The following is an 18,270-nucleotide window of genomic DNA, read 5'->3' on the forward strand; positions in this document are numbered from 1 at the left end:
CAGAAAAGGGGGGAATTCATTAATGAAGAGAATATTTTCTGTGATCTCTATCCTCTTTAATCTAATCCAGTTATCATAGCCTGTTTTTAGAATTATCTAGTGGTTTCCCTCCACAAAATCGAGGTGAATCACTGCCAGTTATCATGTGGAGAATACTTTGTATTTTAAAGAGTTAGGTTTAGACAATCGCTTACTTAAGAACTTGAAGCACTTTGACTTTAAGCAAGCGACAGAAATTCAGCAAAAAGCGATTCCTGTTTCGATTGCTGGGAAAGATCTGTTGGCTTCTTCAAAGACAGGTTCTGGCAAAACGTTAGCTTTTGTTCTTCCTATGCTGCACAAATCTCTGAAAAATAAAGCGTTCTCAGCGAAAGACCCGCGTGGTGTTATCCTGGCGCCGACTCGTGAGCTTGCAAAGCAGGTGTATGGCGAGCTTCGTTCGATGCTGGGTGGTCTCTCTTATGACGCTACGCTGATTGTTGGTGGCGAAAACTTTAATGACCAAGTTAAAGCACTGCGTAAGTACCCTAAATTTATTGTGGCGACTCCTGGGCGTTTGGCCGATCACTTAGAACACCGCTCATTGTACCTTGATGGTTTAGAGACGTTGGTTCTTGATGAAGCTGACCGTATGCTTGACCTAGGCTTTGCCCCAGAGCTACGTCGAATTCACAACGCAGCAAAACACCGCCGTCGTCAAACGTTGATGTTTTCAGCTACCCTAGACCATGCGGAAGTGAACGACATTGCGATGGAGATGCTAGACGCGCCTAAACGCATTGCAATTGGTGCTTCGACAGAAAAGCACACTGACATTACTCAGAAATTTTACCTTTGTGATCACCTAGATCATAAAGAAGCGATCTTAGACCGCATCATAGAAGAAGCAGAATATAAGCAGCTTATTATCTTTACAGCGACTCGTGTTGATACTGAGCGCCTGACGGACAAGCTGAATGAGAAGAAACTTAAAGCGATCGCATTAAGCGGAAGCCTAACTCAGACTCAGCGTAATACGATCATGAGTCAATTTGAGCGTGCTGTGTTTAAGATTCTTGTCACAACCGATGTCGCGTCTCGTGGTCTTGATATCGCCAACGTGACTCATGTTGTTAACTTTGATATGCCAAAGCACACGGAAGAATACGTTCACCGTGTAGGTCGTACAGGTCGAGCAGGCAACAAAGGTGATGCAGTCTCTTTGGTTGGTCCGAAAGACTGGGACAGCTTTAAGCGTGTAGAAGCGTATCTTGAGCAAGACTTGAGCTTCTCCGAGCTAGAAGGTCTAAAAGGCAAATTTAAAGGTCTAAGACCTCGTAAGCCAGATTTTCGTAATAAAGGCAAAAGCACTAAGAAAGCGAAACCGCAAGCGAAGAAAGGGACTAAGAAGCCAGTTAAACGCGATAAGAGTTTCCACCAGAACGTTGCTGTGGGTGACTCAGTGTTTATTCCAAAGAAGAAAGTGGCACCTAAAGCCGACGACGAATAAGCTATTCTCGCTATCAATAGAATAGGGTTGCCAAGTGGCAACCCTTTTTTTGTCTTCCTGTATCGACTTAAATTTTAAAGAACCCTAGCTGCTGTTTTTGATTTTCAGCGAGGTTGGAAAGCTCTTGGCTTGCCGCGGCAGACTGGGTTATCCCGGTTACATTCTGACTCACAAGCTCATGGATGTTGCCGAGGTTTTGGTTTATATCTGCAGTCACTTGTCCTTGCTCTTCTGATGCAACCGCAACTTGAGCATTCAGAGAGGTCAATTCAGAGATAGAAGAACTGATGTTGTTTAGTGCTTCACTGACTTTAGCTGCTTGCTGTTGGTTTTGGTCAAGCATTTCAAGGCTAGAGTTCATACTATCGTTGGCAGTGCCAGACTGACGTTGCAGCTCTTCGATAATAGTTTGAATCTCTTTGGTTGATTCTTGAGTTCGTGCTGCAAGCATTCGTACTTCATCAGCAACAACCGCAAATCCACGGCCACTCTCACCCGCGCGAGCCGCTTCAATCGCCGCATTTAAGGCGAGTAGGTTGGTTTGCTCTGAGATGCCTTCGATTACCTCAATGACCTTGCCGATCTGTTCTGACTGCTCTTTTAAGTTATTTACAACATTTGCTGCTTGACCTAATTGGTCGGCCATTTTAGCGCTTTCACGAGTATTCTCTTCGAAGATCGCTAGGCTGTCTCGTGCTAGTTGGTCCGCCTGAGTAGATGCAGCATCTGCGAGATTCGCATTCTGAGTAACTTCAGAAGCCGTGCTTTCCATTTGGTTGATAGCAGAGGCGACTTGTTCAATCTCTTGTTTCTCTAGATCTGAGTTCGTTGTTGATTGAGTCATGACTGCAGCGAGTTCTGTTGAAGCAGAAGCAACATCAACACTGATGCGAACAAGTGAGTCTACCGTGCCTTTTAGTTGAACGACCGTGACATTGAAGTCTTTTGATAACGCCGATATCTCATTGTTGCCTTCTTCTTCTACTGACACTTTCAAGTTACCGTTCGCCAGCTCTTTCATCGCCAATTGAAGTTTTTTAACTGGAGTAACGATAATTCCCGCTAACACCCAACTGATAATGAGAGCGATAAATAGCACCAAACTTAACCCCAAGGTTGAGTTTGTGAGTACGCTAGAGTGGATGACTTCGTTATGCGCGACCTCTTTAAGTGCTAGTTCATTCAGGCGTTTCGACAGGTTTTCGATGCCTTGAACCATCTGCGCACCCTTATCGCGATAGACGGCAGAGGCTTGATCATACTGGCGTTGGAAATCAGCTGAGACTTGAGATTGACCGTGCTTAATGTTCAGAAGCGGTGTCATAGTTTCGATGGAGTAATTGACATAGTTCTCGATGGCAATTTCCATTTGTTCGACTTCGTTCTGCAATCCTTCTACTTCGTTGAGTGAGTTTAACAGTCGAAGATTGTCGTTTTGTTTAGAACGTAAAGTTGATTGAAGCTGGCCAACATCTTCGGCACGAAACAAACTGTATATCGCTTTGATTCGCATTCCGTATGTGTTGTCGATAATTTTCGTTAATTGGTCTTTGTGGCTAACTAGGTTTTCAGTGGAGACCGTAACCTGACCAAAAGCATGCTTTAAACTTGATGTGCTGTAGCTAATTCCAACGATGAGAAGTAGCAATGTGAACACGACCGGAACAACAACTTGTAGCTTTATTGACAAGCCACCGAGTAACTGGCGCATTTGAAATCCTCTGAAAAAATTAAAAAATCATTCGTTTTTATTATTGTGGGAATGATTCTAATTCCTTTTGTAGATAATTCAATCAACAAATAAAGTGATATAAGCAAAGTTTGAATTGGCACTATGCAACCAATTTTTCCTTTTAATTCATGAGGTTAATCGTTGCATATAAATACTGTGTAAATTGTTATTTACGGTCTGTCGTACTGCTCATTTAAACGTTTGCGTCGAATTTTTAAGAATTTTAAATAAATGCAATCTGTCATAGAGGCTTCAACTAAGTGAAACACAACTGTCATATTTGAATTCTAAAGTGAGCACCGTTCAAGAGAAACACAACGGCAATAACGCCACTCAAAGGAAATTGTGATGAAAAAGACAGTTATCGGTGCAATTGCACTACTAGGCGCTCTAACAGTGAATACAGCTTCAGCTAAAGAAACTATCTCTGTAGTTGGCTCTAACAGTGCATCTCCACTGGTTGAAGTTTTTGCAGAAACATACATGAACAAGGGCGAGCAAGTATTCATCGAAATCCAAGCTCCGGGTTCATCAGCAGGTATCAAAGCAGCAAAAAATGGAAGTGCAGACTTAGGTATCTCTTCTCGTAACCTAAAAGCAGAAGAAAAGTCTTCAGACTTGAAAGAGCTTGTTATTGCTCGTGACGGTATCGCAGTTGTCGTTAACCCAAGCAACAAAGTAAAAGCACTAACGGCTGACCAAATCACTCGTATCTACAAAGGCGAAATTACTAACTGGTCTGAAGTTGGTGGTGAAAGCAAGCCAATCGTAGCGATTACTCGTGATACAGCTTCTGGTACTCGTGGTGCTTTTGAAGACATCATGAAACTGAAAATGAAGATTTCAGGTAAGAAAGTATCAGCTATTTCTCAACGTGCTCAAGTAGCGAATGGTAACGGCGCTCTAAAAGTTTCAGTTGCAAGCAACCCATACGCAATTGGCTTTATCTCTCTAGGTACAGTAGACAACACTGTTCAAGCGCTAGAGATCGATGGTGCAGCAGCAACAGTAGACAATGTTAAGAACGGTTCTTACAAAGTAGCTCGTCCTTTCCTTGTTCTGTACAAAGATGGCGCTCCATCAGCTGAAACTCAGAAGTTCCTAGACTGGATGGTAGCAGACGAAGCTCAAGCTATCTCAGCTAAGAAAGGTTACATCACAGTTAACTAATCTGTGGCTCATTAACTCCTAAATTATTGCTCAGCCCGCCTTTGGGCTGAGCCTTTTCTATCAACTCTATTGAGTATTTAGCAATAGAAGTTTGAGATTATCGATATGACCATCGCAAATAGTGAAAAGCTTATGAATTCTGAAATGACTCAGACTAGCAAGCCAGCCCTGCGCCAAAAGAGACGCGTAGACTGGAGAGAGAGAATCTTTCACGGCTTATTCTTAACAAGTGCCGTAATCGGTATTGTATCACTAGCAGTAATTGCCTACTTCATCGTTGCAGAGAGTATTCCTGCATTCCAAGAAGCGGGCGTAGTAGGAATCGTCACCGGGACACATTGGCTACCACCAGCATTGTATGGCGTAGCGACAATGATTGTTGCGTCGATTGTGTCAACATTGGGTGCCGTAGTCGTTGGTGTACCTGTTGGTGTATTAACGGCAATATTCATCGCTGAAATTGCACCAAAACGTGTCGCTGACATCATTCGCCCAGCCGTTGAGCTTTTAGCCGGTATTCCATCGGTGGTATATGGCTTCTTTGGCCTCGTTATTATCGTTCCTTTGATTCAAAACATCTTTGATGTTCCAGCAGGTAATACGATCCTCGCGGGTATTATCGTTCTTGGAATTATGATCCTTCCAACGGTAATCACGGTTTCTGAAACGTCTATTCGTGCAGTGCCTCGTGCCTACAAAGAGGGCTCACTGGCACTGGGTGCTTCGAAAATCTTTACTATCTTCAAACTGCTCGTTCCTGCTGCTCGCTCTGGCATTATGACAGGCGTTATCTTAGGTATTGGACGCGCGCTTGGTGAGACCATGGCAATCATCATGGTTATGGGTAACGCTCCTGCTATGCCAGAAGGTATCCTTGATTCGGCGCGTACACTAACCGCAAACATCGCAATTGAAATGTCTTACGCAAGTGGCGTACACGCAAACGCTTTATACGCAACTGGTGTGGTTCTTCTCGTGTTCATCATGATTCTGAACGCTGCACTTCTTTATCTAAATCGTGAAAAAGCGAAGTAAGGGCAAGGTGAATACAATGACTCAAGTAAAATCAATGGACCTTACGAAGCTAAAACAGTCTCGTCAGCGCAAAGATAACATTCTGAGCGGTTTTATCTGGGCTGCGGCAGCGGTTACGGTCGGTTTTCTGTTCTGGATTATCTGGTACATCCTGTCTAACGGTCTGCAATACGTAGATTGGAACTTTATTACTGACAACTACACTCGTACTGGTGAAGAGCGTGGTATCTTCCCAATGATCGTTGCTACGATCTATATGGTTATTTCGTCAATTGCGGTTGCAGCGCCACTTGGCATTATGACGGCAATCTACTTAACGGAATATGCGAAAGTAGGCAGTAAGCTAGTTAAAGTGATTCGCTTCTGTACAGAGTCGCTGGCGGGTATCCCATCGATTATCTTTGGCTTGTTTGGTATGACATTCTTTGTCTCCATTCTTGGCTTAGGCTTCTCGATTCTGTCAGGTGCACTGACTCTAAGTATCTTAATTCTTCCGGTTATCATCCGTACAACCGAAGAAGCATTGATGGCAGTACCACAAACATACCGTGAAGGCTCTTACGGCCTTGGCGCTTCTAAAATCTATACTATCTGGCGTTTGATTCTACCGAGTGCAATCCCAGGTATCTTAACTTCGGTCATTCTAAGTATTGGTCGTGTAATTGGTGAGTCTGCACCTGTATTCCTTACTGCAGGTATGGTGGCACGTATCCCAGAGTCTCTATTTGACTCAGGCCGTACGCTGACGGTTCACCTATATAAGCTGACAACAGAGCTATTCACCGTTGATGAGTGGAACCAAGCTTACGGCACCGCGACCGTACTGATTGTTGTCGTATTACTTATCAATATGGTGACTAAGCTAATCGCAACACGCTTTAATACTGCGACTTACTAATACCTAACTTGCATTTAGACACGAATTTAAGAATTTAGAGATTAAGAACATGAACAAATTTGATATTGAAAACCTAGACCTATTCTACGGTGAGAACCAAGCACTTAAGTCAATCAACTTGCCAATTCCAACCAAGCAGGTAACCGCATTAATCGGCCCTTCAGGCTGTGGTAAGTCGACTCTATTACGCTGTTTGAACCGCATGAATGACTTGATCGAAGGTGTGAAGATCACCGGTAAGTTGGATATGGATGGTACGGACATTTATGGCAACATCGATGTGGCTGACCTGCGCATTAAAGTCGGCATGGTGTTCCAAAAGCCAAACCCATTCCCAATGAGCATTTATGAAAACGTGGCATATGGGCTGCGTGCTCAAGGGATTAAAGATAAGAAGCACTTAGATGAGGTTGTCGAGCGCTCGCTACGTGGTGCAGCTCTATGGGACGAAGTAAAAGATCGTCTGAAATCTCATGCGTTTGGTCTGTCTGGTGGTCAGCAGCAGCGTCTATGTATCGCACGTACGATTGCAATGGAACCCGATGTTATTTTAATGGATGAGCCGACTTCTGCACTTGATCCAATTGCGACGCACAAGATCGAAGAATTGATGGAAGATCTTAAAAAGAACTACACGATTGTTATCGTGACCCACTCTATGCAGCAAGCGCGTCGTATTTCAGACCGTACGGCTTTTTTCCTAATGGGTGAGTTAGTAGAACACAATGATACGCAAGTAATATTTAGCGCTCCTAAAGATGACCGTACTCAAGGCTACGTGAATGGTGACTTCGGTTAATCGTATTACTGGCATATAACATTATAACTATAAGCGATGGTACTTTGCCCCTCTTCATGAGGGGCTTTTTTATGCCTATGATTCAATACTAACGGAAGTGCAGTCGGGTAGAAGTTGAAAGGACTGATATTGCTCTGCCGAGAAAACTTCAATTAAGATTGTTTCTGGTCGGCTTATGGTAGTTCGATACACAGAGTTCTTAGATAGAGAGTAAGTTAAACGGCTTCTTCCTGAGATAGTGACTTTAGCATCGTTCGAAGTATTACTAAGTGCACGTATTTCGATAGATACTTTTATCTCTAAAGGTGTGCATTTAATCAAGACAAAGTCTGAACTCTTATAAGTGTACTCTTCAGCGGATATAGGGGGTGTTGTTAAGGCATAAAGAAAAAAGGCGATGCTAATATGCACCGCCTTCGGAAGGATATTTTTCATATCAATCGATTAGTTTTGTAGAATAGTAACAGTCGCGTTTACTGCGTTTGTACCGTAGACACTTGCAACATCCCAAGCGTTCTGTGAAATGCTAACCGCGTTAGAGTCCGAAGACGTTAAGCTAACGAGTGCTGAAGAATCATTGGTACTTTGGGTCACAGTCAGAATGTTGGAATCACTGTTATCCACTAGGTCAATATCAACACTGTTATTGTTGTATTGGCTGATCGTGACACTGTTTGTCCAGCTTGCTCCATCGATAGTAACACTTGCAGTGTTTGTATCGTTTTGAGTAAGAGATACGGTGTTGTTGTCACTGAAATCGGTCACATCAATGTCAGCTTGGCTACCACTACCGTTTTGCGTAGTTGTGATTTGGTTGGTCCAACCATCTTGAATTAGAACATCAGCAGTGTTGCCAGTACCGCCGTTGACCGTATTGGTCACGCTATTGTTTCTGCTGCCATCATTAATAGTGTTAAGCACTGTATTGCCATTTGCCCCCGAGCCATTGAATGATGCTTCGGTTACGTTGTCAAAACCTTGGATGTTAATGTTGGCTACGTTAGAGCTCCCCCCATCTACTGAAACAGAAGAGTTGTTCAAGTTACCCTGTTGAACGATATCAACGTCATTTCCGGTATTTGTTGCACCAAACGTAGTAATAGACGCAGTATTGTTGTTCCCTGTTTGGGTGACATCGAAGAATGAATCTTCCGCGTTAGTCGCAAGTACTTCTGAATTGTTTAAGTTACCAGTTTGAAGGATAGCGATTTCGTTGTTTTCAGTCGTTTGTAGGCCAACTGTCACATCGTTTCCTAAGCTGAGATTTGCGAGCGTTGTGTTTTGTGTGATGGTGACATCATCATCTAAGGAGTCATTGAGTTGAACGCCAGCTTCATTGCCTGCATACACTGTACCTGATGCAAGAATAGCTGAAATAGCGATTGCTAACTTTTTCATGAATAGATCCTTTATTTGTCCATTTATTGTGTTTAATCCTTTACGTCCATTACTGCTTAACGTAAATACCGCGATTCATATTGCTAAATATGATGATGGAGTCTCCACCATCTTGTTCGATGCCGTAGTTAGAGTTTCCTTTATCTACGACAAGTGCAAAGTTGTGGTTATTCTCTTGAACGATACTGATATCACTACCGTAATTCGTATAAGAGCAATCTAATCCACGACATTGCCTTAAATAAGCAGTGTTATGATTACCCGTTTGGCTGATATAGCTATCGTGGTCATAACCTGCTTGATCTATATGTGCGTAATTTCCCTGTCCTTCAGCTTGCTCTATTACCGCTAAGTTTCTCGAACCAGATTGAGTAATAATTGCTGTATTTCCCGTTACATCTCTTTGTACAATTTTAGCCTTGTTGGTTCCTAAACCGTCATTGAACTGCGAAATATAAACGTCAGAATCAATGGCATTATTCAAAATAACTTCAGCATAATTGTCGTATGGGACAGACTTTCCTTGTAGCTCAGAATATACAGGTGAGTCGTCATAAAACTCACCAAATTCATTTGCCATATCACTTGAGTAATTTAATTCTGTTTCGCCAGCATATACCGTAGATGCGACTAATAAAGAAAAGACAACAAAACCCAATCCGCTGCGTCTTTGATTTTGCACCTTAACCTCCAAAAGAGTAGGAGTGTTTTCCAAACTCGGCTTTATTATGGTTTTACGAATATTAAACTCAATGAACTAAGAATTGAAAATAAATATTGAGGATGTTTATTTTGTAGGAAGTGATTATCATAAATGACACAATATAGTTTATTAAAAATGAGTTTTACATTAATGCTAAAGTTTACATTTTCTCGTAAATGACTGTTTTGTAGCTATTACTCATCTATCAGTATGATGATTTGAAAGGTGTGTTTGCTGTGGCGAAATTGAGACTTGTTTTGTGTTAAATATGAGAATTAGCAATTCGTTGATAAATTACTGTTTTAAGTGCTGAGATAATCATATAAGTTTGAAATGTGATTTTTTAGTGAAATAGAACTGGTCGGAAAAAGGAATTTAATAATGGGCTGCTGTAAAGTATGTCGACTTTCCCAAACCTTTATCCTTTTACTTTTATTTAATACCTCGCTGTCTCTAGCGGCCCTAGAGAATGGACAAACTCTTGAAGAGAATAAATCCTCATCATTAATAGAGAATGAAGTCGACGGTCTGATTATTGATAGAACCATGACGCGTTTAGGTGACGATTTTTATTTCTTTTTTACACAATTAATGAATGAACGTCATGGTTCGTTGAAAGAGAACTTGACGGTTAAAGAGCGCCCTACGGCGTTATCTGGAAGTATTATAGGCGTCTACCATCGGGATAAACCCATCTATAGGACAGCGTTATCCCCAGGTAGGAAACACGCAGAAGATAAAGCAAAAGAGGCACTAAATGCTGTCACATCACACCTTATAAGATGGAAATCTCAACTCACATATCAAGATACGTTCGATCTTGATCAAGATGAGTTCTAAAGGAATAGATTATGAATCCAAAACTCGCAAAGTACGGTGCAATGAGTTTGTGTTTGCTTGCACAGTGCTCACTGGCTACAGAATTGGTATATACGCCAGTTAATCCTAGCTTCGGCGGAAATGCTTTGAATAGTTCCCATTTATTTGGAGTCGCAAACGCCATCAATGATTACCAAGCGCCTGACAACGATCTTGATTTTGAGAGTGAGTCGTCTTTGGATCGTTTAGCGAATAGTCTGGAGTCTCGTTTGATTAGCCAATTATTGGCGGATGTTGGTAATGGCAATACGGGTCAACTTGAAACAGACGAGTTTTTCTTAAACATTGTTGATGATAATGGCTCGCTCATTGTACAGATTGTCGACAAGGTTTCGGGTGAGTCTACTGAAATCAAGGTCGCTGGCCTAAATCCAGATCAATAGGGCGCTGAATATGAAATATCTAATCTCTCTTTGCGCCGTGCTTCTTTTGGCTGGTTGTTCAAATTCAATGTCTATACCTGATGCTGATGAAGATCCAACGTTGATGCCTCGTGGGGCTTCTTATCAAGATTTAGTCCAGTTACCTCAACCCAAGGGCAAGATTTTAGTGTCTGTTTATGACTTTAGAGATCAAACAGGACAATACAAGCCTCAACCGAACAGTAACTTCTCGACAGCAGTACCCCAAGGTGGGACAGCACTGCTCACCGCATCACTTTTGGACTCTCGTTGGTTTATTCCCCTAGAAAGGGAGGGGTTACAAAACCTATTGACTGAGCGAAAGATAATTCGTGCGGCTCAAAAAAAAGGGCAAGGAGCATCAAACCATGGTGATGAGCTTTCTGCTTTGAGCTCAGCCAATGTGGTTATTGAAGGCGGGATTGTTGCCTACGATTCGAATATAAAAACCGGAGGCTTAGGGGCAAGATATTTAGGCATTGGTTCATCTGGTCAGTATCGAACAGACCAAGTGACCGTTAATCTTAGAGCTGTGAACGTACGCACAGGTCAAATTCTTCTTAGCGTAACCACAAGTAAAACGATTTTCTCCCACGAGCTTACCGCTGGTGCATTTCGTTTTATCGACTACAAAGATCTTCTAGAAGTTGAAATGGGCTACACCAATAACGAACCAGTGAATGTCGCAGTGATGTCAGCAATTGACGCCGCGGTTATTCACTTAATCGTTAGAGGGATTGGACGAGGTTTATGGCAACCCGCTGACCAAAACGATCTAAATGATCCCACCATTCAAAAGTATGCAAAGCAAACCCATCAAATTCTTTAAATGACGTTTTCTCGCTGAGCATGTTTCTCAAGATACATGTTGCTGTCGGCGATGAGCATCAATTCGTGAATGCTTTTAGAGTCATGCGGATAAACGGCTCGCCCAATACTTGTTCCAATTACCAGTTCCGTATTATCCGCGAGTCTAATGGCTTGCTCGGTCTCAGTTCGGATCGTGTGCGCTAAATGGGTTAATTCAGGTGTCTGAGTAACATTACAGATTATTGCAAACTCATCCCCGCCAATTCGATAGCAGTGTGGGCTGATAACTCCAATTCTTGCAGCGAAAGCTCTCAGAACTCTATCTCCAGCTTGATGGCCGTATCTGTCGTTGATCTGTTTAAAACTGTTTAAGTCCAAAAGTAAAAGGCAGAATGGTTTTTTATTTTCGGTTCGGCTTCTTAACTCTTGAAATAGCGCTAATCGATTGGCAATTCCTGTCAGCGAATCAGTTAGTGACTGTTGTTTATGGAATTCAGATTCTTTGTGAAGGATATAGGTAGCCAGAGCAACGCACACGACAAGTAAAATCAGAGAGATAAACTGAAATTGACTTAAGTCTTTCGCGGCTTTCATTTGTAGTTCATACAGCGGGCTTTTTACGCGAAAGTTCGTGTTGACGTAATCAATCATTGATTGGAATAGTGTTTCTATTTCTTGACCTAGTAACTTGGCGTCTTTCGCTGACTTAACGTTTATTAGTTGAGGCTCTAGAGTTTTAAACTGATTGAACAAGTTTTGAAAGTAGGTTTCAGCACCAGGCAAAGAGATAAATGTGTCCGCTTCGCGACTTGTCAAAAGCAGATCAAAGCGAGACCACGTTAGCTCGTATTTGAGTTCGGTTTTCGCATAGTTATCGATTGAGTCTGCTGAGAAAGGGGTAATTGCATTAAGTTCCGCAAACTCTTTAGTCAATTGAAACAAGAACCAAGTTGCTTGGTTTTGTTGTTCACTGTAAGAAAAAGCATGCTGTCTAGTAGCGTTTAGAAAGAATAAATTGGCAGCGATAAGTGCAACGCTGCACAGCAATAAGAGGTACTTTGCTCTTTGAAGTAGAGAAGAGGGGGTATGGTAGTTATTGCTTTTCCACATCTTTATGTCTATGAATCAATATCTCGTCAATTTGCCACACCATTTGAGAGTGGTATACGGCATTGTTAATGTCAGCATGCTCGTCAAGGTTGAAGATCAGCCAGTAGGGCCCTTTGTCTCGCACTTTCATCTTCTTATCATTCATCTTATACGCAACAATCGGTTGGTACTTTTCTATATCGTCAATTTGTGAGCTTGCGGCATAGTCATTGAGGGCAATAAAGGACACTGAAAATGCATCATCAATATTGAGATGCGTTAGCAGGTCGGTAACTTTAAAACCAGTAAAAGAATTTTTACCCTTAAACCAAGGAAGTGAAGTAGCAAACGTTGTAGATGGGAGATGTTTGATGATGTCACTGTGTGGGAGCGTTTTTTCTTGCTCTTCAGGAATTCGAATGACAAGTTCTGAGCTAAAGACATTAGCACAGAATAAGAGGATAAATACCGGTAATATTGACCTCATAAGAACTCCAAGCAAAGCCATAAGTAATAAATCTATCTATAGAACATTATATGTTCGAATATTTATAAATGAAATCAATTTCTATGATTGATTGGGTGAATGATAGCCGCCATTGAACAGAGAGGGTTCCTCATCAAGCAGTTGGAACTGATGTGCTAATTGAATGAAATTTGAACTTTTTTAGTGCCTTTCTGTGACTTCGATTGTTATTTGATTCTATTTCGTTACAATGCGAGTTCTTTCCTGAGTTGTGCATCCGTATTTGCGCAGAAAGGACACGAATTCTCGTCTTTAATCTTAGAATTCTCATTAAAGACTCGTTTTAAATTGCATGTGTTGCTTGGTGTGCAACACCACTGTAAAGGATATGTTAATGCCTATTATTACTCTTCCTGACGGCAGTCAGCGTCAGTTCGACAACCCTGTTTCTACTCTTGATGTTGCTCAATCTATCGGTCCTGGTCTTGCGAAAGCAACCATCGCTGGTCGTGTAGATGGCAACCGTGTTGATGCATGTGATCTTATTGAACAAGATGCAAGCCTTGAAATCATCACAGTAAAAGATGAAGTAGATGGTCTAGAAATCGTTCGTCACTCATGTGCTCACCTGTTAGGTCACGCGATCAAGCAGCTTTACCCTGAAGCAAAAATGGCGATCGGTCCAACTATCGATAACGGTTTCTACTACGATATCGACCTTGAGTACTCTCTAACGCAAGAAGATCTCGAGAAGATCGAAAAGCGTATGAAAGAGCTTGCGAAGACCAAATACCAAGTTATCAAGAAAAAGGTAAGCTGGCAGGAAGCACGCGATGCATTTGAAGCTCGCGGTGAAACATACAAGATGGAAATCTTGGACGAAAACGTCTCTCGTGATGATCGTCCAGGTCTATACCATCATGAAGAATACATCGATATGTGTCGTGGTCCACACGTACCACATATGGGTTTCTGTCAGCACTTTACGCTACTGAACGTAGCAGGTGCATACTGGCGTGGTAACAGTGACAACAAGATGCTTCAACGTATCTACGGTACTGCATTCCACGACAAAAAAGCGCTTAAAGCACACCTAACTCGCCTAGAAGAAGCGGCGAAGCGTGACCACCGTAAGATTGGTAAGCAACTAGACCTATTCCATATGCAGCAAGAAGCACCAGGCATGGTGTTCTGGCATCACAATGGTTGGTCTATTTTCCGTGACCTAGAAGTATTTGTTCGCGAAAAATTGACAGAGTACGGCTACCAAGAAGTAAAAGGTCCGCTTATTATGGACCGCGTTCTTTGGGAACGCTCTGGTCACTGGGACAAGTACGCAGAAGCAATGTTTACGACTTCTTCAGAGAACCGTGAATACGCGCTTAAGCCAATGAACTGTCCAGGTCACGTACAGATCTTCAACCAAGGTCTAAAATCTTACCGTGATTTACCACTGCGTATGGCAGAGTTTGGTTCATGTCACCGTAATGAGCCATCTGGTGCACTACACGGCATTATGCGTGTACGTGGTTTCACTCAAGATGATGCTCATATCTTCTGTACTGAAAGTCAGATTCAAGAAGAAGTGACTAGTTGTATCAAAATGGTGTACGATACATACCAGACATTTGGTTTCGACAATATCGTTGTTAAACTGTCTACTCGTCCTGAAAAGCGTGTTGGTTCAGATGAGATCTGGGATCAGTCTGAAGAAGCGCTCAAGCAGTCTCTTGAAGCGATGGATATCGCCTATGAAATTCAAGAAGGCGAAGGTGCGTTTTACGGTCCGAAGATTGAATTTACACTTCATGACTGTTTAGATCGTGCATGGCAATGTGGTACAGTACAGCTCGATTTCAATTTACCAGGCCGTCTAGGTGCAACTTACGTTGATGAAAATAACGAGCGTCAAACGCCAGTTATGATTCACCGTGCGATTTTAGGTTCACTAGAACGATTCATCGGTATTTTGATTGAAGAATACTATGGCTTCTTCCCAACTTGGTTGTCGCCAGAACAGGCTGTAATCATGAACATTACTGATAAACAGTCAGATTATGTTCAGGAAGTGGCACAAAAACTACAAAAATGTGGAATTAGAGCTAAAGCGGACTTGAGAAATGAGAAGATTGGCTTTAAAATCCGCGAACACACTTTGAAGCGTGTACCGTTTATGCTTGTTTGTGGCGACCAAGAAATGGAAGCTGGCGAAATTGCAGTACGTACTCGTAAAGGCAAAGATCTCGGCAAGTTTAAAGTGGATGACTTTATTTCATACATCCAAGACGAGATTTCAAGCCGTAAGCTCAATCTGGAGGAATAAACTATTAAAGGCGGAAGACGCGGCCAAGTACCGGCCAAACAAAATGCTCATCGTTTAAACGGTGAAATTCGTGGCGTTCGTGAAGTTCGTTTAACTGGCGCTGATGGTGAATCAGTTGGCGTTGTTTCTATTCAAGAAGCAGTAGCAGCCGCTGAAGAAGCGGGTATGGATCTGGTAGAAATCAGTCCAAATGCTGAGCCACCAGTATGTCGTGTAATGGACTACGGTAAATTCCTCTTTGAGAAGAGCAAATCTGCTAAAGAGCAGAAGAAGAAGCAAAAGCAGGTTCAGATTAAGGAAGTAAAATTCCGTCCTGGAACTGATATTGGAGACTATCAGGTAAAACTACGCAACCTGACGCGTTTCCTTGAAGAAGGCAACAAAGTGAAGGTAACAATTCGCTTCCGTGGCCGAGAAATGGCACACCAAGAGATCGGTGTTGACGTTCTAAATCGTCTTAAGGAAGACACTGTTGATTTAGCAGTAGTGGAATCTTTCCCTAAGAAGATCGAAGGTCGTCAGATGATCATGGTTCTTGCCCCTAAAAAGAAGTAATTAACGGCTTTGCAAGTAATTGAACTCAGTTGCCGTAAGGTGGCTGGGTTTTGTTCGCCCTAATTACTATTGTTTAATACAACTCAACAATGCGGAGTTATTCATCATGCCTAAGATGAAAACCAACAAAGGTGCTGCTAAGCGTTTTAAGAAAACTGCTGGTGGTATTAAGTTTAAGCACGCTACTAAACGTCACATCCTGACTAAGCGTACTACTAAGAACAAGCGTCAGCTTCGTCCAAATGCAATCCTTCCTAAGTGTGAAGTGGCTGCAGTTGCTCGTATGCTACCATACGCATAATTCTTTTTAGTTTATCAATCGTTTAGTTTAGGAGAAGCATAATGCCTCGCGTAAAACGTGGTGTACAAGCTCGTGCACGTCATAAGAAAGTTCTAAAACAAGCTAAAGGTTACTATGGTGCACGTTCACGTGTTTACCGCGTAGCTTTCCAAGCAGTTACTAAAGCTGGTCAATACGCTTACCGTGACCGTCGCAACAAGAAACGTCAATTCCGTCAACTATGGATTGCACGTATCAACGCGGCATCTCGTCAGAATGGTCTATCTTACAGCCGTTTCATCAACGGTCTTAAGAAAGCATCTATCGAGATCGACCGTAAGATCCTTGCTGACATCGCGGTATTCGACAAAGCTGCATTCGCAGTTCTAGTTGAAAAAGCGAAAGCTGCTCTTTAATTAGAGTCAGTGATTAGGATTAAGGAAAGAGGAGCTTAGGCTCCTCTTTTTTGTATCTAAAATTCCTTTCTATAAGTTTGAAAGAGGGCTTTTTACACCATTGGCCCCTCTATCTAGTACATGGGTATAGATCTGTGTTGTCCTTATGTCACTGTGCCCGAGTTGCTCTTGCACGGTTCGAATATCTGCTCCTGACTCTAGTAGGTGTGTTGCAAAGCTATGTCTGAGTGTATGACAGGTGACGTTTTTGTCTATGCCGGCGTCTTTGGCTGAACGCTTCACTGCTCTTTGAAGTGCGACTACATTGATATGATGGCGGCGAAGCAGGTTTGACTCAGGATCAACGGCAAGCTTGGTCGAAGGGAATAGATAATGCCAATTAAATTCGAGTTCAGCGCCAGAGTATTTCTTTTGTAGCGAGGGGGAGAGCCACACGCCGCTATATCCTGGGGTGTTCATATCTTTACGGTAGTAGCGAAGCGCGAGTGCTTCTTGTTCTTTTAGCATTGGAACTAATTCTTTTGCCAATGTGACGACACGGTTTTTTCCTCCTTTCCCTTGCCAGATTCGAATCGCAGAATAGTGATAATCGATATCTTGAACTCGCAATCTGACGGCTTCCATGACTCTTAAACCAGAACCGTAAAGCAGCATGATATGGAGCTTATATCTTGGATCGATATGTTGTAGAAATCGGCGTGTTTCCTCCTTAGTCAGTACCACTGGGAGTTTTCTATCAAGCATCGACTTTTGGAACTTCATTTCGGATTTTAGTGGTGCCCTTAAGTAGTCACGATAGAGGAAGTTAACCGCGTTAAGTGCCAGCGCTTGGGTTTTGGCTGCCACTTTATCGTTTAGTGCGAGATGAGTTAAGAAGGCTTCTACGTCTCTTTCTGAGAGCTTTGAAGGGTGACACATATCATGAAAAGTGATGAATCGTGAAATCCACGTAATGTAAGCATCAATCGTTTTGGTCGCGTAATGCCGGGCTCGCATGTGCTCTTTCAAACTTAAAATAAACTGTGTCTTCATATTCCCTTAGCGTTCGTTGATTCCGATCTACCCACAATGTTGTGATCATCAAAGGTATGCAACCAGTATGTTCATCGCTCGAAAAAGAATGCGACGAGAAGTGCTGTTACTGATGCTAAGGCATTAGGATACGTTACTCAAACCTGTGAGGTGTGAAGCTTGCGAGGGAGTATCATAGTTGGGACATTATTAGCATCGAGGCCACCTTTTTAATAAAGGATGAAACGGCTCGATGTTCCCAAGCTTCAAAGTCAGTATGATTCATTCGTATTATTAATAACTTAGTAGGGAAACAAAGAGTGAGAAATATGTTAGCTATCATAGTTGCTGTTGTCGTCGCCTATAGTCCGGTTTGTATTGCGAATACCAAAAGTGATTCAGTGGCTAAGTTGCTTGAAGTTATGAAAATCGACGACCAAATGAAGGGTGGTTTCGAAGCAATGTTGCCGACTATTCATCAATTAGCGGCGCGCCTACAGTTAAGTGCTGATGAAACGGAAGAGCTGAAAAACATCTATCGTGACTGGTTCCAAAATGATGTCGATAGGTTCTATATAGGCTCTCAAATAGCGGACTTGTACTCAGACACCTTTAGCCAAAGTGAAATCGAAGAGATTATTCAGTTTTACCAAACGCCAACGGGCAGAAAGCTCGTGAATAAATCTCCAGAACTGACTAAGCTTGGAGCGCAAATTGGGCTCGAAGAAGCACAGCGAAAACAGCAACAGTTGCTCGAGAAGCTCACTCCTTTTATTGAAAAACACCAACCTTAGTAAGCGATAGGAAGTCGACCAC

Annotated in this window: 19 protein-coding genes; 13 read left to right on the top strand and 6 right to left on the bottom strand. The window is 42.4% G+C overall.

Annotated features, from left to right (window positions below; all coding sequences use genetic code 11):
- Positions 1 to 157: 157 nt before the first annotated feature.
- Positions 158 to 1,489, top strand: a complete 1,332-nt coding sequence (locus tag F0231_RS02040) for a DEAD/DEAH box helicase (protein ID WP_171758039.1) — start codon at positions 158 to 160, stop codon at positions 1,487 to 1,489.
- A 67-nt stretch (positions 1,490 to 1,556) separates the two neighbouring features.
- Here F0231_RS02040 and F0231_RS02045 read toward each other — a convergent pair whose 3' ends face one another.
- Positions 1,557 to 3,200, bottom strand: coding sequence for a methyl-accepting chemotaxis protein (locus tag F0231_RS02045; RefSeq protein WP_171758040.1), 1,644 nt, complete (start codon positions 3,198 to 3,200; stop codon positions 1,557 to 1,559).
- Positions 3,201 to 3,569: 369 nt separating this feature from the next.
- On the opposite strand from F0231_RS02045, the gene F0231_RS02050 reads away from it, so the two are divergent.
- From F0231_RS02050 to pstB, 4 genes are all read left to right on the top strand, one after another.
- Entirely contained in the window at positions 3,570 to 4,391 is an 822-nt protein-coding gene (locus F0231_RS02050) for a phosphate ABC transporter substrate-binding protein (protein WP_171758041.1), read from the top strand.
- A gap of 105 nt (positions 4,392 to 4,496) precedes the next feature.
- Positions 4,497 to 5,426: a phosphate ABC transporter permease subunit PstC gene (pstC, locus tag F0231_RS02055; protein WP_171758042.1), complete on the top strand. Its 930-nt coding sequence runs from the start codon at positions 4,497 to 4,499 to the stop codon at positions 5,424 to 5,426.
- Between the two features lie 34 nt (positions 5,427 to 5,460).
- On the top strand, positions 5,461 to 6,324 hold the full coding sequence (gene pstA / locus F0231_RS02060; protein ID WP_171758082.1) for a phosphate ABC transporter permease PstA: 864 nt from the start codon (positions 5,461 to 5,463) through the stop codon (positions 6,322 to 6,324).
- A gap of 49 nt (positions 6,325 to 6,373) precedes the next feature.
- Positions 6,374 to 7,123, top strand: a complete 750-nt coding sequence (gene pstB / locus F0231_RS02065) for a phosphate ABC transporter ATP-binding protein PstB (protein WP_171758043.1) — start codon at positions 6,374 to 6,376, stop codon at positions 7,121 to 7,123.
- Positions 7,124 to 7,567: 444 nt separating this feature from the next.
- Here the strand turns inward: pstB and F0231_RS02070 are convergent, their stop codons facing one another.
- Positions 7,568 to 8,521, bottom strand: coding sequence for a curlin (locus F0231_RS02070; protein WP_171758044.1), 954 nt, complete (start codon positions 8,519 to 8,521; stop codon positions 7,568 to 7,570).
- A gap of 49 nt (positions 8,522 to 8,570) precedes the next feature.
- The gene (locus F0231_RS02075; RefSeq protein ID WP_171758045.1) at positions 8,571 to 9,203 is read right to left on the bottom strand and encodes a curlin subunit CsgB; all 633 of its coding nucleotides are present in this window, start codon (positions 9,201 to 9,203) and stop codon (positions 8,571 to 8,573) included.
- A gap of 402 nt (positions 9,204 to 9,605) precedes the next feature.
- Here F0231_RS02075 and F0231_RS02080 point away from each other — a divergent pair, with 402 nt between their 5' ends.
- From F0231_RS02080 to F0231_RS02090, 3 genes are read left to right on the top strand one after another with little or no spacing between them, the layout of a single operon-like run.
- Positions 9,606 to 10,064, top strand: a complete 459-nt coding sequence (locus F0231_RS02080; protein WP_171758046.1) for a curli production assembly/transport protein CsgE — start codon at positions 9,606 to 9,608, stop codon at positions 10,062 to 10,064.
- A 41-nt stretch (positions 10,065 to 10,105) separates the two neighbouring features.
- Positions 10,106 to 10,486 carry a curli assembly protein CsgF gene (locus F0231_RS02085; protein WP_171758083.1) on the top strand — a complete coding sequence of 127 codons (381 nt, stop codon included), beginning with the start codon at positions 10,106 to 10,108 and terminating at the stop codon, positions 10,484 to 10,486.
- Between the two features lie 10 nt (positions 10,487 to 10,496).
- On the top strand, positions 10,497 to 11,333 hold the full coding sequence (locus tag F0231_RS02090; RefSeq protein WP_171758047.1) for a CsgG/HfaB family protein: 837 nt from the start codon (positions 10,497 to 10,499) through the stop codon (positions 11,331 to 11,333).
- Here F0231_RS02090 and F0231_RS02095 read toward each other — a convergent pair.
- Positions 11,330 to 12,424 carry a GGDEF domain-containing protein gene (locus F0231_RS02095; RefSeq protein ID WP_171758048.1) on the bottom strand — a complete coding sequence of 365 codons (1,095 nt, stop codon included), beginning with the start codon at positions 12,422 to 12,424 and terminating at the stop codon, positions 11,330 to 11,332. The two genes, F0231_RS02090 and F0231_RS02095, sit on opposite strands and share 4 nt — an antisense overlap.
- Positions 12,408 to 12,890 carry a molybdopterin-dependent oxidoreductase gene (locus F0231_RS02100; protein ID WP_171758049.1) on the bottom strand — a complete coding sequence of 161 codons (483 nt, stop codon included), beginning with the start codon at positions 12,888 to 12,890 and terminating at the stop codon, positions 12,408 to 12,410. The genes F0231_RS02095 and F0231_RS02100 overlap by 17 nt, the downstream gene beginning before the upstream one ends.
- A gap of 373 nt (positions 12,891 to 13,263) precedes the next feature.
- Here F0231_RS02100 and thrS point away from each other — a divergent pair, with 373 nt between their 5' ends.
- From thrS to rplT, 4 genes are all read left to right on the top strand, one after another.
- Positions 13,264 to 15,192 (top strand): threonine--tRNA ligase, encoded by a 1,929-nt coding sequence (gene thrS, locus F0231_RS02105; protein ID WP_004411423.1) that lies wholly within the window; start codon positions 13,264 to 13,266, stop codon positions 15,190 to 15,192.
- 3 nt (positions 15,193 to 15,195) lie between these two features.
- On the top strand, positions 15,196 to 15,747 hold the full coding sequence (infC, locus tag F0231_RS02110) for a translation initiation factor IF-3 (protein ID WP_071881323.1): 552 nt from the start codon (positions 15,196 to 15,198) through the stop codon (positions 15,745 to 15,747).
- Positions 15,748 to 15,853: 106 nt separating this feature from the next.
- Entirely contained in the window at positions 15,854 to 16,048 is a 195-nt protein-coding gene (gene rpmI / locus F0231_RS02115; protein ID WP_004411425.1) for a 50S ribosomal protein L35, read from the top strand.
- Between the two features lie 41 nt (positions 16,049 to 16,089).
- Positions 16,090 to 16,443 carry a 50S ribosomal protein L20 gene (rplT, locus tag F0231_RS02120; protein WP_004401084.1) on the top strand — a complete coding sequence of 118 codons (354 nt, stop codon included), beginning with the start codon at positions 16,090 to 16,092 and terminating at the stop codon, positions 16,441 to 16,443.
- Between the two features lie 69 nt (positions 16,444 to 16,512).
- Here rplT and F0231_RS02125 read toward each other — a convergent pair whose 3' ends face one another.
- A complete protein-coding gene (locus F0231_RS02125; protein WP_171758050.1) occupies positions 16,513 to 17,475 on the bottom strand; it encodes an integron integrase in 963 nt (320 codons plus the stop codon).
- 308 nt (positions 17,476 to 17,783) lie between these two features.
- Between F0231_RS02125 and F0231_RS02130 the strand changes: the two genes are divergently transcribed.
- Positions 17,784 to 18,248 (top strand): DUF2059 domain-containing protein, encoded by a 465-nt coding sequence (locus tag F0231_RS02130; RefSeq protein WP_216611924.1) that lies wholly within the window; start codon positions 17,784 to 17,786, stop codon positions 18,246 to 18,248.
- The last annotated feature ends 22 nt before the right edge of the window (positions 18,249 to 18,270 follow it).

It is taken from the genome of Vibrio sp. RE86 (genome assembly GCF_013114545.1).
In the GTDB taxonomy this organism is placed as follows: Bacteria; Pseudomonadota; Gammaproteobacteria; order Enterobacterales; family Vibrionaceae; genus Vibrio.

Bases quoted from the DNA above. Each gene is read 5' to 3' on its own strand.
- F0231_RS02045 (WP_171758040.1), bottom strand. From the start codon at position 3,200: ATGCGCCAGTTACTCGGTGGCTTGTCAATAAAGCTACAAGTTGTTGTT.
- F0231_RS02050 (WP_171758041.1), top strand. From the start codon at position 3,570: ATGAAAAAGACAGTTATCGGTGCAATTGCACTACTAGGCGCTCTAACA.
- pstC (WP_171758042.1), top strand. From the start codon at position 4,497: ATGACCATCGCAAATAGTGAAAAGCTTATGAATTCTGAAATGACTCAG.
- pstA (WP_171758082.1), top strand. From the start codon at position 5,461: ATGGACCTTACGAAGCTAAAACAGTCTCGTCAGCGCAAAGATAACATT.
- pstB (WP_171758043.1), top strand. From the start codon at position 6,374: ATGAACAAATTTGATATTGAAAACCTAGACCTATTCTACGGTGAGAAC.
- F0231_RS02070 (WP_171758044.1), bottom strand. From the start codon at position 8,521: ATGAAAAAGTTAGCAATCGCTATTTCAGCTATTCTTGCATCAGGTACA.
- F0231_RS02080 (WP_171758046.1), top strand. From the start codon at position 9,606: ATGGGCTGCTGTAAAGTATGTCGACTTTCCCAAACCTTTATCCTTTTA.
- F0231_RS02085 (WP_171758083.1), top strand. From the start codon at position 10,106: ATGAGTTTGTGTTTGCTTGCACAGTGCTCACTGGCTACAGAATTGGTA.
- F0231_RS02090 (WP_171758047.1), top strand. From the start codon at position 10,497: ATGAAATATCTAATCTCTCTTTGCGCCGTGCTTCTTTTGGCTGGTTGT.
- F0231_RS02095 (WP_171758048.1), bottom strand. From the start codon at position 12,424: ATGTGGAAAAGCAATAACTACCATACCCCCTCTTCTCTACTTCAAAGA.
- F0231_RS02100 (WP_171758049.1), bottom strand. From the start codon at position 12,890: ATGAGGTCAATATTACCGGTATTTATCCTCTTATTCTGTGCTAATGTC.
- thrS (WP_004411423.1), top strand. From the start codon at position 13,264: ATGCCTATTATTACTCTTCCTGACGGCAGTCAGCGTCAGTTCGACAAC.
- rpmI (WP_004411425.1), top strand. From the start codon at position 15,854: ATGCCTAAGATGAAAACCAACAAAGGTGCTGCTAAGCGTTTTAAGAAA.
- rplT (WP_004401084.1), top strand. From the start codon at position 16,090: ATGCCTCGCGTAAAACGTGGTGTACAAGCTCGTGCACGTCATAAGAAA.
- F0231_RS02125 (WP_171758050.1), bottom strand. From the start codon at position 17,475: ATGAAGACACAGTTTATTTTAAGTTTGAAAGAGCACATGCGAGCCCGG.
- F0231_RS02130 (WP_216611924.1), top strand. From the start codon at position 17,784: ATGTTAGCTATCATAGTTGCTGTTGTCGTCGCCTATAGTCCGGTTTGT.